The sequence below is a fragment of the Salinicola sp. genome, from assembly GCF_982684285.1.
The window spans coordinates 1-12,410 of sequence record NZ_CEXLVS010000115.1 but is presented as its reverse complement, the minus strand read 5'-3'; the positions used below and the strand labels follow the sequence as shown (position 1 = coordinate 12,410).

Annotated in this window: 11 protein-coding genes; 5 read left to right on the top strand and 6 right to left on the bottom strand. The window is 65.1% G+C overall.

The genetic code is table 11. From position 1 onward, the window contains the following. Positions 1–208: 208 nt before the first annotated feature. Positions 209–1,123, bottom strand: a complete 915-nt coding sequence (locus AC3AYF_RS11565; RefSeq protein WP_295039141.1) for a LysR substrate-binding domain-containing protein — start codon at positions 1,121–1,123, stop codon at positions 209–211. 93 nt (positions 1,124–1,216) lie between these two features. Between AC3AYF_RS11565 and AC3AYF_RS11560 the strand changes: the two genes are divergently transcribed. The 3 genes from AC3AYF_RS11560 (at position 1,217) to AC3AYF_RS11550 (ending at position 4,146) form a co-directional block, all read left to right on the top strand. Beyond that, entirely contained in the window at positions 1,217–2,152 is a 936-nt protein-coding gene (locus AC3AYF_RS11560; RefSeq protein WP_295039143.1) for a DMT family transporter, read from the top strand. 57 nt (positions 2,153–2,209) lie between these two features. Further along, positions 2,210–3,043, top strand: a complete 834-nt coding sequence (locus AC3AYF_RS11555) for an MBL fold metallo-hydrolase (RefSeq protein WP_295039145.1) — start codon at positions 2,210–2,212, stop codon at positions 3,041–3,043. Between the two features lie 236 nt (positions 3,044–3,279). Beyond that, positions 3,280–4,146, top strand: coding sequence for an AraC family transcriptional regulator (locus AC3AYF_RS11550; protein WP_295039147.1), 867 nt, complete (start codon positions 3,280–3,282; stop codon positions 4,144–4,146). Here the strand turns inward: AC3AYF_RS11550 and AC3AYF_RS11545 are convergent. The 4 genes from AC3AYF_RS11545 to fucP all read right to left on the bottom strand — a co-directional run bounded on the left by AC3AYF_RS11545 (position 4,085) and on the right by fucP (position 9,289). Beyond that, positions 4,085–4,705, bottom strand: a complete 621-nt coding sequence (locus AC3AYF_RS11545) for a LysE family translocator (RefSeq protein ID WP_295039149.1) — start codon at positions 4,703–4,705, stop codon at positions 4,085–4,087. The two genes, AC3AYF_RS11550 and AC3AYF_RS11545, sit on opposite strands and share 62 nt — an antisense overlap. A 72-nt stretch (positions 4,706–4,777) precedes the next feature. After that, complete coding sequence (locus AC3AYF_RS11540; RefSeq protein ID WP_487779750.1) at positions 4,778–5,953, bottom strand: HlyD family secretion protein; 1,176 nt, start codon at positions 5,951–5,953, stop codon at positions 4,778–4,780. A gap of 37 nt (positions 5,954–5,990) precedes the next feature. Further along, positions 5,991–7,544: a DHA2 family efflux MFS transporter permease subunit gene (locus tag AC3AYF_RS11535; protein WP_295039153.1), complete on the bottom strand. Its 1,554-nt coding sequence runs from the start codon at positions 7,542–7,544 to the stop codon at positions 5,991–5,993. A 446-nt stretch (positions 7,545–7,990) separates the two neighbouring features. After that, positions 7,991–9,289, bottom strand: coding sequence for an L-fucose:H+ symporter permease (fucP, locus tag AC3AYF_RS11530; RefSeq protein ID WP_295039154.1), 1,299 nt, complete (start codon positions 9,287–9,289; stop codon positions 7,991–7,993). A 473-nt stretch (positions 9,290–9,762) separates the two neighbouring features. Between fucP and AC3AYF_RS11525 the strand changes: the two genes are divergently transcribed. Further along, entirely contained in the window at positions 9,763–10,455 is a 693-nt protein-coding gene (locus tag AC3AYF_RS11525; RefSeq protein WP_295039155.1) for a DUF4396 domain-containing protein, read from the top strand. 46 nt (positions 10,456–10,501) lie between these two features. Here AC3AYF_RS11525 and gcvA read toward each other — a convergent pair whose 3' ends face one another. Next, the gene (gene gcvA, locus AC3AYF_RS11520) at positions 10,502–11,431 is read right to left on the bottom strand and encodes a transcriptional regulator GcvA (protein WP_295039157.1); all 930 of its coding nucleotides are present in this window, start codon (positions 11,429–11,431) and stop codon (positions 10,502–10,504) included. Between the two features lie 185 nt (positions 11,432–11,616). On the opposite strand from gcvA, the gene AC3AYF_RS11515 reads away from it, so the two are divergent. Continuing rightward, the coding region (locus AC3AYF_RS11515; RefSeq protein WP_295039159.1) for an MFS transporter at positions 11,617–12,410 on the top strand (794 nt) is incomplete at its 3' end.

Genomic DNA, 12,410 nt, shown 5'->3' with positions numbered 1-12,410 from the left:
CGTCCCGACGTTCGCCGCGGACAGGGATCCCTATTTTCAAGCGGCCGTGCGTTCGACGGAATTCTTCCGAGTGCTGCCGGGCGAGGCGTTCGTGGACGGCTGGCTTCGACGACTCGAACCTTCGGACTGAAGGCCGCGATCGCTCTCGGACTGGCGGAGGACTAGCAGGTCCATACGGAAGTCGGGAATCGCGGCGCGGGATGCCCTGCTATGGCGGCGTGCCCTCCAGCGCTTCCTGCAACCAGTCGAGCAGTGCCCGGGTGGCGTGGCGTTCCGGTGAGCCCCGTCTGGTGTGGATGGCGATCGCTTGCGGTTGATGCAGGCTCTCGCGCACGGGACGAACCAGTTCGCCCGAGGCGATCAGCCGCTCGGTCGTGCGACGCCAGCCCAGCGCCACGCCGTGGCCCTCCAATGTCGCCTGAAGCATCAGCGGATAGCTGTCGAAGGTCTTTCCGGGGTTAGGGAGATCCGGCGAATGTCCCATCGCCCGGAGCCAGTCGGGCCACTCCATCCAGTCCGGCGGCGTTGCGTAGTGATGGAGCAGATCGAACGCCGTCAGCGACGCCAGCGAACGCGGATGACCGCGAGCGGCGGGATGATCCGGGCTGCAGATGGGGTAGATCTCGTCGCTGGCCGTAAAGGCCAGGGGGTGATTGCCGCTGGGCCTGCCGCCCGTCTGCAGGGCGATATCGAACGGGTCGTGATGTTCCTCGATGGGGCGCGTGGAAGTGGCCAGTTTCAGATCGATATCGGGATGTCGACGATTGAAGGCGGCCAGGCGTGGCATCAACCAGTAGAACGCCTCGCAGAGTTGGCAGAACAGGATGACCTGGGCGCCGCGACCTGGGCCGCGCATGTCGTTGGCTTGGTCCGCCATGGTGCGCAGGGAACGGGAGACAGTGGCAGCCAGTTCGCGACCGGCCGGGGTGAGGAAGACCCCGCGATTGCGACGCTCGAACAGCGCCACGCCGAGATCCTCCTCCAGCGCGCGAACCTGGCGGCTGACGGCGGCCTGGGTGAGATGCAGCTCCTCGGCCGCGCGCGAGATGCTCTCGAGGCGTGCCGCCGCCTCGAAGGGCAGCAGCGTCGACAGGGGCGGCAGCGATTTACCTAGCCAATTCATAACCTGAGCTCATGGATAGCGACGCAGAAGTCGTTGGTCGGATGACGGTCTCCGCGGGCATGGTGATACCCGTCGTGAACCACGGAGATCATCATGCAGCATGAGCGCCATGACAATCATTCCCAGGGCGTGGCGCTGATCGTCGGGTCGGTCTGCCTGCTGGCGTTGTCCGACGCGCTGGTCAAGTATATCGGCGCCGGGCCGTCGCTCTGGCAGTTGCTGGTGTCGGCATCGTCGATATCGATTCCCCTCCTCGCGGGATGCCTGCTCCTGCGCGGCGGCTGGATGGCGCTGGTACCCGATCGGCCGGGGTGGGTGATCCTGCGCAGTCTGCTGTTGCTGGCGATGTGGCTGCTGTTCTATGCCTCGCTACCCTTGATCCCGCTCGCCACCGCGGCCGTGGGCATCTACACCACGCCGTTGTTCATCGCGGTTCTCGCTTCCGCCATCGGCGACGAGCGGCTCACGCGCCAGAGCTGGGCGGCGGTCGCACTCGGCTTCGGCGGCGTGCTGCTGGTGCTGCGCCCGGGCCTGGGCGTGTTCTCCCTCGCCATGACCTTGCCGGTGGCAGCGGCGTGCTGCTACGCCGGCGCCATGGTGCTGACGCGTCGCCACTGCGCGAGCGAGCGCCCTCTGGTGCTGGCGCTGGGGCTGAATCTCTGCTTCGCGCTGGCCGGTATCGTGGGGAGCGGTCTGGTGGCGATGCTGTCCGATGACTCGGCACTGCCCCGGGGTTTCCTGACTCGCCCGTGGCAGCCGCTCGACCTCGCCGAGGCCGCCCTGATCCTGCTCCATGCGCTACTGATGGTGAGCGTCAACACGGGCGTGGCGCGAGCCTATCAGGTCGCTCCCGCTTCGCTGGTGGGAACGTTCGATTACGCCTATCTCCCCTTTGCCGCCGTCTGGGGCGTCCTGTGGTTCGACGAGGTTCCCGACCCGGCGGCCTGGTTCGGCATGGCGGTGATCCTGATCTCGGGGTGGCTGGTCCTGCGGCGTCCGGGACGTCGATCACGCCTGGCAAAGCCTTGACCTCAAGCTAACTTGAGGAGAGAGGATGAGATCTCGTTCCTGATCGGGGAGGTAGACATGCGTAACACCGGTTTCATCTGCGCCACGTGTGGCTTGCAGTATCCGGAGAGCGATACGCCACCGGAACATTGCGATATCTGTGAAGACGAGCGGCAGTTCGTGCCGGTGGAGGGGCAGCGCTGGACGACACCGAGCGAATTGGCGGCCAATCACACCAACACCTTCCGCCATATGGCGCCGGGGCTGATGGCGATAGGCACCACGCCCAGCTTCGCCATTGGCCAGCGCGCCTTCCTGCTGCGGACCCCGGCCGGCAATGTGCTGTGGGACTGCCTGACGCTGCTCGACGAGGCGACCATCGAGATCATCGAAGGGCTTGGCGGGCTGGATGCCATCGTGCTGTCGCATCCGCACTATTTCAGCACCATGGCGGAGTGGGCACAGGCGTTTAACTGTCCGGTCTACGTTCACGCCGAGGACCGTGACTGGGTCAGCGTGCCGGATGCGCGAATCCGGTCCTGGGAAGGCGCCTCGCGGGAGATACTGTCCGGCGTCACCGCGCATTGCCTGGGCGGTCATTTCCCAGGCGCCAGCGTGCTGCACTGGACCGAACACGGGATACTGCTGACCGGGGACACGCTGCTGGTCACGCCGGACCGCATGGCATCGTTCATGTGGTCCTATCCCAACAACATTCCGCTGGACGCGGGGACGGTCGCGGGCATCGCCCGACGCCTGGAACCGCTTGCGTTCGATAGCGCCTACTCCGCCTTCTGGGGTCGCGAGATACTGGTCGACGCCAAACGCGTCATCGAGGAGTCGGCACAGCGTCACTGCCGGGCGCTGGGAGGGCGAATAGCGAGCCGGGAGACAGCCGGGTTCGGGCGTTAGGGAACCACGGCATGAATGCCTGCACGAGCGAATGGCTGCGTTGCGCGGTACTGGTGCGCCAGCCCGGTCGAAGGCTCGCCTGACGCCACGTTATGTCTCGCTTCTGCATTCCGTGCGCCTTGCCCTTCACCTCGTTCGGCGATCTATTCAGCGCTTCTCGAGCGCTGGCATACTGGGAAGACCGGGCCGCATCGCGGCCCGAAACCTGTCCACATCGAGGCACCGGCGATCAGCTCATGAAGGGATACTCACGCCAACGTGGCGAGATGCGCTTCTGGCGCAGCGGCGAATTGCCGTTCGTGGAAGCGAGGCTGACCCGGGATGGTCGGGGCGTGGGTTATGCGCGGCACAGTCACGAGGCGTTCTCGATCGGCGCGGTGCTGGCCGGACGCAGTCTCTACGAGTATCAGATGCCCGGCGAGCCGTGGCGGGCCGTACCGGTATCCGAGGGTGCGGTAGTGGTCATGAATCCGTTCGAGATACACGCCTGCAACCCGATCGACGACACGCCCTGGTCCTACGTCATGCTCTATGTCGATGCCCGCTGGCTTTCGGACCTGCAGCGAGAGGCCGGCATCGGCGACGGTGGCTTTCGGCCGTTGGCGATGCACATGACGCGCACGCCGGCGCTGTACCGCGATCTGCTGGGACTGTGCGGCACGCTGTTCGAAGACGACTGCCCGCCGGTCGTCAAGGCTGCGGCAAGCGAGGCATTCTTCCGGCGGTTGTCGACGCATCCAGGAGCCTATCGAGCCGAGCCGTGGCGCGACGACTCGGCGCTGCAGCCGGTGGTCGACTTCATTCGCGGCCACTGCACCGAGTGCTTGCCACTCGAGCGCATTGCCGCCGAGGCAGGATTGTCGCCAGCCCATCTGGTGCGAAGTTTCAAGCGCCAGTACGGCATCACGCCCCATGCCTTTGTGACCGACTGTCGCGTTCGCCATGGCCAGGCCGCCCTGAAAGCGGGTGGTGCCATCGCCGATGTGGCGCTCGAGTGCCGGTTCGCCGACCAGTCGCATTTTCAGCGGACCTTCAAACGCTTCACCGCAGCGACGCCTGACCAGTATCGCCGAGTGGGACGACCGCAAGACTCGAGGCGCTGAGCAACAGCATCAGTGCCAATCCGCGATTGATCCAGCGCACCTGGCGTGGCGTCGGCAGGCGGCTTCCCAGCCAGGCGCCCAACGCGGCCCAGCTCGCCAGGCTCAGATAACAGATGACGAAGAAGATCAGCGCGAACAGCGCGACGGAACCGGCGCTGCCGGCAGCCGTGTAGGCGCCGGTGCCCGCCGCGGAGGCCATCCAGGCCTTGGGATTCAGCCACTGCATGAGTGCCCCACGGCGAAACGAAGCGCGGTGAGTGTCGCGGGCGCGGAGATGGCCGTCGTCGAGTGCCAGTCCGACGCTCATGTAGAGCAGAAAAAGCACGCCGGCCCAGCGAATCGCGATCATGGCGGGCGGCCAATTCAGGATCGGCTGCAGTGCCCAGCCGATCGACAGCAACAGTAAGGTAAAACCGCAGGTGGCACCGCTCACGTGGCGAAGGCTATGCCGAAAGCCGTAGCTCAGCCCGGTACTCAACGCGACCAGGTTGACCGGGCCGGGAGATAGCGAGGCGGCCAGGGCGAAAGCGGCCATGGAGACGACGATAGCGGATGACATGGATGGCTCCTCTTGTCCGGGGGAAGAGGAGCGTAGATGGCGGGGAGCGGGGAATCTTGAAGAATATTGCGCTCAGCCGTCGACGGTCGTCACGGGTCGTCGTTCCTCGGCGCCGCTCACATCGATATCCACCTCGACCATCATGCCGGGTCCGATCAGTTCGGTGGGACCGTTGTCGAAGCGGATGCGCACCGGGATTCGCTGGGTGATCTTGGTGAAGTTGCCGGAGGGGTTGGGATCCGGCAGCAGCGCGAACTGGCTGGTCGCGGCGCGGCCGATGACGGCGACATGGCCGCTGAAGGTCTGGTCGGGAAAGGCGGCGACGGTAATGGCGACGGACTGGCCGGTGCGCAGTGCACCCACATCGGTCTCCTTGATGTTGGCCTCCACCCACAGCTTCGAGGGATCGTGCATCATCACGATGGGCTGGCCGGCGCTGACGTATTCGCCCTGGTCGATGAGCGCCTTGTCGATCACGCCGTCGACGGGGCTGTCGATCTCGAGGTCGGCGATGCGCAACTGCTCCTCCTCCAGCGTCGCCTGGGTTTCGGCCAGCTGCTGGCGGGCGATCCGCACCTGCTGTCTCAGCACCTCGGGATTGGGGAGCGGCATCTGCGAACCGTTGATGAAGCCGACCTCGGCGTTGTCGGCCAGTGCCTGGCTGACCCGGACCTCCTGCTGCGCCTGGGCGTGTTCCGCGAGTGCGGCCTGATAGGCGTAGTAGTCCTGATCGCGGCGCTGCTCCGAGACCGAGCGCTTCTGGTAGAGCGTGTCGGAGCGCTGGAAATCGCGCTCGGCTTCGGTCAGCCGGGCCTGGGAGGCCTTCTCGGCTGCCTTGCTCGCCTCCAGCTGACGCTGCATCAGGCTGATGCCGCCTTTCAACTGCTTCTCGGCCGTCGCCAGTCGCGCTTGCTCGTACTCCAGGCGCGCCTGCTGGGTCGCGACCTTGGCCGTCAGCGCTTCGCGCTTGCGCTGGTCCGGCTTGCTGTAGAGCGCGGCGACCGCATCGCCGCGTTGCAGGGTGTCGCCCTCGATCAGGTCGAACGTCGCCACCCAACCCTCGAGACGACTGCTGACGGTCACCTCGTCGGTCATGACGCGAGCGTCCTGGGCGCTGACAAGGGTCAGGCGATGGGCGACGGCCAGGCCGATCCAGATCAGACACAGCACCACGACGATGGCGAGTATCAGTAGCTTGGCGCTGCGCGGCAGGCGGCGTTTGCGGGGCTGGGAAGCGTCGGCGGTCATGGTGCGAGTGCATCCTTCGTCGATCGGGTGAGCGGAGTCAGACATGGGGCGAACGGCGCCAGCGACTGAGTAGCAGCGAGGGGATCACCACCAGCAGCAGGCTGCCGATCAGAATCCAGAAGCCGTCCTGATAGGCGAGAATCGACGCCCAGATCGCCTCGATGCGGCCCAGCAGATAGCCGGCCATGGCCGGCTGGTGAATTTCCGGCACGCCGAGGCGGCCCACCAGGTCGGTCAGTTGTCCCAGGGCCTGGCGGGCGGTGGTGTTGCCGGCGTTGACGCCGGCATTCAGGATCTGGCCGTGATAGGCGGTCTGGCGGTCCAGCAGGATGACCAGTCCCGCCGTGCCCAGCGCGCCACCCAGTTGCAGGGCGAAGTTGATCGCGCCGGAGCCGTGGCCGGTGAGATGGCTGGGCAGGCCGGCAATGGCGTTGGAGAGCGTCGGTGGCGGGAACGAGGCCATGCCGATGGAGAGAATGCCCATCGCCATGGCGAGGTAGAAAAACGAGGTGTCCCAGTCCATCTGCGCCATCAGCCATACCGAGAACAGGGTGCAGGCCAGCCCCGGCAGGGTGATCCAGTGGGGTGGATAACGATCGCTGAGCCAGCCCACCAGCGGCACCAGGATGCCGAGTACGGCAGTGGAGGGCAGGAATATCTGGCCGGCGGTGATCGGACTGTAGTGCAGCACCGCCTGCACGAATTGCGGCAGCAGGTACATGATGCCGTAGAAGGTGCCGCCGAACAGGCACATCGCCAGCGTACCGGCGACGAACAGCCGGTTGCGGAAGATCGCCAGATCGAGCAGCGGGTGGGCGATACGTCTCTGCCAGGCGATGAAGGCGGTACCGCAGAGCACCGAGGTCAGGATCAGCTCGGGCACTCGCGGGTCGTACCAGCCCCAGCGCTGGCCGTTGGAGAGCGCCGCCAGCAGCGAGAAGACGCCGACGAACAGCAGCACGACACCGGCCCAGTCGAACGGTGGACGAGGCCCCTTCTGTTCCCGGGTCGGCAGGAAGAATAGCCCCATGACGATGGCCGCGAAGCAGATCGGCAGGGTCACGAAGAAGACGTAGCGCCAGGTGAAGTGCTCCACCAGCCAGCCGCCGACCACAGTCGCCAGGGTCAACGGCAGCCCCAGGCACATGCCGTACATGGCGGTCGCCATGCCGCGTCCTTCCGGTGGATAGGCGGCAAACAGCGCCTGCATGGCGACCGGGCGGATCAACCCGGTCATGCCGCCCTGGACGATCCTGGCGGCAACCAGCGCCGCCATGCCCTGGCCCAGGCCACCGAGGATCGAAGCCGCGATGAATGCCAGCAGCAGCCCCACGAAGGTGGCACGCTGGCCGACCGCCGCCACCAGCCAGGGAGCGATCAGCAGCGATACCGTGGTCGAGGCCAGGAATCCGGTGGAGAGCCACTGGACCTGGGAGTCGCTCATGCCGAAGGCACCCTTGATGTAGGGGATGGCCACGTTGACGATGGTGATCGACATGCCCAGCGCCACCAGCCCCAGCATCACCGTCAGCGTGACCCAGAGCTTATAGCGGGGGCCGTAGCGCTCGAACAGCTGCTCGACCTGGGTCATGCGTCGTTGCCCTGGCTGGCGATCGTCCGGGTCATGAGAGGCAATGGAAGTCCTTGTCGGTTCATGGGCACGCTATCGAGCCGACTTCGCCTGCCGCGACGGGGCGGCAGGTTGCTGGCTCGCGAAGGAGACGACGTCGGGGCTCTCGTGGCTGGGACGAGGGGATGGCGATGAAGGAAGCAGGCGAATCGATAACGCGTCTATGTTTTGCTCGCTAAGCGATTATCCCGATTTGATTGTATGACTTTCAAGGGGATCGCGACTAAGGTCGCGCTCGTCAGACGTTTGGGCGTCTGGCGTTTGGTCGAGTGGTGCGCGGTCGGCGGAGCCACCGGCCAGCCGGGTGACGGATCGAAGCCGGGAACCGATGCCCGGCCTCGACGAGTCGAGGGCCCCATCGAAAACGCCCCTCGCGGGAGGGGCGTTTCAGGTGGTGGCCGGGGCGTTCAGGACGAGGCGGCGTGGGCGTCCCGCACCGACGGATGCGGATCGATGACCCGCGAGCCGCGGAAACCGTAGAAGGCGATGAACAGGTAGCAGATCAGCGGCAGTACGAAGGCGTGGTGAATGCCCACGGTGTCGGCGATCGCGCCCTGGGCGACCGGTAGAATGGCGCCGCCGACGATGGCCATGATCAGCAGGCTCGACGCCTTGCTGGTCAACGGGCCGAGCTTGGCGATGCCCAGCGTGAAAATGGTCGGGAACATGATCGAGTTGAACAGACCGATGGCGACGATGCTCCACATGGCGGTATGACCGGAGGCCAGCATGGTGGTCACCGTGAGCAGCGCCGCCACGATGGCGAACAGGCCCAGCAGCAGGCTGGGACGTACCTTCTGCATCAAGGCCGACCCGATGAAGCGGCCTATCATCGCGCCGCCCCAGTAGTAGGCGACGTAGCTGGCGGCATCGCTCTCGCTCATGTTGCCGATGTCCGGCAGCGAAATGTAGTTGATCAGGAAGCTGCCGATGGATACTTCGGCGCCGACGTAGGCGAAGATGCCGATCACGCCGAACAGCACGTGGGGATGGCGCAGCGCCTGGGCGGCGGTGACGTTCTCGGTGGGGCTGTCGTCGCGGGCCTGGTCCTTGAAGTTGGGCAGCTTCCAGAGGTAGATCACCACCGCGAGAATGGCGAGCACCGCCGCCAGCAGCAGGTAGGGGAGCTGCACGCTCTGGGCCTGCTGGACCTTGTAGGCCATCCGGTCGGCGCTGGACATCTGGGCCAGCTCGCTGGCGCCCAGCACCGCGGCGCCCAGGATCAGCATCCCGCCGAAGTACGGCGCCAGGGTGGTGCCGAGTGAGTTGAACGCCTGGGCCAGATTGAGCCGGCTGGAAGCGGAGCCTTCCGGCCCCAGCAGGCTGACATAGGGATTGGCCGCGACCTGCAGCATCGTCACGCCGCTGGCGAGCACGAACAGGGCGGTCAGAAACAGCGGGTAGGAGGGTGCCCGGGCGGCGGGATAGAACATCACCGCGCCCACGGCGGCGATCAGCAGGCCCAGGCTGATGGCGTTCTTGTAGCCGATCCTGGCCAGCACCTTGCCCATCGGCAACGACATTATGAAATAGGCGCCGAAGAAGGTGAACTGGATCAGCATGGTCTGGGTGTAGTTGAGCGAGAAGACCGCCTTCAGGTGGGGGATCAGAATGTCGTTGAGACAGGTGATGAATCCCCACATGAAGAAGATCGTCGTGACGACGACCAGCGCGCTGCGATAGTTCGGTCGTTGCATGTCGGGCATGAGCGAAATCCTCTTGATGACAAGTTCTGAAATGAGCGTTACCGACCCGACCCCGTCGTGTCAGCGCGTTTGCTGGCGCGAGATGATGCATTAAGCGAGGTGGCTTATAAAGTAGTCGTTCATCATTAGAACGTTAAGGGAATTGTTGGCGCCTACGGCCGGACCATGGTGGTATTGACGCCTGTCGAAGCGCGTGCTCGATAGTTTCGTAATCTTTATTCAATATCGGCGTCTATTACGTCGATTTGGGCGAATTTGCTTCTTTAATTGCGTTAGTTAACGCCTTCTTTTCGGATGAGGTCTCGAAGGGCTCGTGAGGAGAGCCGTCAAGGCATGGCAAGCGCAGCCTTCCAACCTGCGTGCAGGACGTCGCTTGTGGACGACGCCGGGCGTTTCTATACCTAGGACACAACCTGTGTCATCAGCCGGAACCGGAGATCCGGCGTCAACTAACCGTAAAGGAGGACAATGCCATGCTGACCGTCTGGTCCTGGGGCTTTCTGCTGCTGGGCATCGCCACGGCGCTCACGATCGCCGTCGATGTCTCGAGGCGCCCCCAGCCGATGTCCATCATGAACGTGACCTGGCCGATCACGGGGCTCTACATGCCGCTGATCGGAGGGTGGGCGTATCGACGGATGGGACGCGCGCCAACCCGGTCGCAGCAGGTCCGGCAGGATCATGGCCACGACCATGGCCACCATGGGCATCATCACGGCGACAAGCCGAAGTGGCAGAGCGTCTTCGTCTCCGCCACGCACTGCGGCGGCGGCTGCACGCTGGGCGATGTGGTGACGGCGCCCATCGCGACGGTGACCGGATTCGCCCTGCTGGGCTCGACGGTGCTGGGTCACTTCGCGCTGGCGTTCATCGGTGCCTATCTGTTTGGCGTGCTGTTCCAGTACCTGCCGATTCGGGCGATGAGCGACGCCGGCCCGGGAGCGGCGCTGCGAAATGCGATCAAGGCCGACACGCTGTCGCTGATCGCATTCCAGATCGGCATGTACCTGTGGATGCTGATCGCGCTCCACGCCTGGCTGGGGGAGATGGATGCGTTCACCGCGCCGTTCTGGTTCATGATGCAGATCGCGATGCTGGTCGGTTTCATGACCTCCTACCCCGCCAACTGGCTACTGATCGAACGGGGCATCAAGCACGGCATGTAGTCGCGCCGGGTAAACGCGCTGGGTGTGCGGTCCCGCGTCGGGCGCTTCAGCGGTGGGTCGGGCGGCCGGCGTCGAGCAGGCCCTCTTCGGCCAGGCGGTCGAGCAGCCAGTCGCGAAAGGCGACCACCTTGGGCAATTGGCTGCGACGGCGGGTGCAGACCCAGTAGCAGCTCAGGCCGATCACGTGACCCGCGCCGAAAGGTTCGATCAGGCGGCCGCTGGCGATCAGCGGGTGGGCGATCTCCTGATGGGTGATGGCGACGCCGAGCCCCGTCATGACCGCCTCCAGCGCCAGCGTATCGTTGTCGAAGGTCGGGCCTCTGCCGTCGTCCAGGTGGGCGAGGCCGCGGGGGGTGAGCCACGCCCGCCAGCCCTCCGGGCGCAGCCGGGTCTGGATGTGCGTCACGCCGGTGAGGTCCTCGGGCGTCTTCAGCCTCTCCGCCAGGGCGGGCGAGCAGACCACGGTCAATCTCTCATGGAACAGGAATCGGATATCCAGCGTGGTCGCCGGAGGTTTCGATAAGTAACGGATAGCAACGTCGACATCCATTCGTTCCACATCCGCGCGTTCGACATCGATCAAGTCGACAGAGGTCTCCAGTCGCACCTGATAATCGGGATAGGCGGATTGGAAGTCGGCCAGTCGTGGGATCAGCCAGCCGCTGGCGAAAATGGGCACCGTCGACACGGTCAGTACCGGATTTTCCGGCTGAGGTTTGACCGAGACCGCGGCGGCACTGATCCGATCCAGCCCTTCGCGTACGCCCTCGAACAGCCGTCGCCCCGAGTCGGTAAGCAGCACTTGCCGAGTACGGCGTACGAACAGCGTCGTCTGTAGCGTCTCTTCCAGTCCTCTCACCTGATGGCTGATCGCCGATGCGGTCACGTGGAGCTCTTCTGAAGCGCGATGGAAACTCTCGTGTCTGGCGGCGGCCTCAAAGGCTCGAAGCGCATTGAGCGGAGGAAGATAACGCATGTCGCGAGGCCACCATGGGTGAGGTTTTCTCAGCCATTATGGCAATAACTCTCTTTTGTCGCAGCTCGTCCGATTCCCTAGATTGCAGTGAAGTCCGCGTCGACCTGAAGGTGCCGCCCAGGTTCCTTTCGCGTCGCTTTTCCTGGTTTTCATCTGCTCCCGGTCCGTATGAAAAAGGTGGCGTCATGGCTCTGCGCGTACAGGTACGATCTCCCGTCTCGTCGTTGAAGGCGAACTCGGCCCGGCCGTGGGGCGCACTTGCACTGCTCTGGCTGGTCGGCCTGTACATGCGTCTGCCGATCCTGATCGCGCCGCCGCTGGCTGGGGAGATCGCCGAGTCGCTGTCGTTGGGCAGCGCAGCCGTGGGTGCGCTGACCACGGTGCCTTACGTGGTGCTGGCACTGAGCATGATGCTGGCGGTGCGGTTTGCCCGCAGGATCGGCATGCTGCGAGCGCTGGTGCTGGCGCTGATCATCGTGGCGATCGGCTCCGGCGCGCGCGGATTGACGCTCTCCGCCCCCGTGCTGTTCACCGCGTCGGTAGTGATGGGGCTGGGCTTGGCGGTCATGCAGGTCACGATCCCGGCGCTGCTGCGTGACTGGACACCGAGCCATCTGGCGCTGGGCAGTGCGGTCTACATCAATGGCATCACGGTGGGGGAGCTATTGGGCGCCGGTGGCACGCGACCCGTGGTGCTGACGCTGGCTGGCGGTAGCTGGCAGTTGGCGTTGCTGTTGTGGTCGTTGCCGGCATTGGCGATCGCCTTGCTGCTGGTGAGGCGTCTGCGGGCGAAGGCCGGGCCTCCTGACGCAGGGCAGGCACCCGACGAGGCGGCGCGGCGTCCGGTCTCGCTGCGTTCCAGTCGGGTCTGGTTCATGGGGATACCGCTGGCCGCCTCGGTGGGACTGTTCATGGCCGCCAATGCCTACATGAGCAGCATACTCGATGCCCGCGGCGAGACCGAGCTGCTGACCCTGGC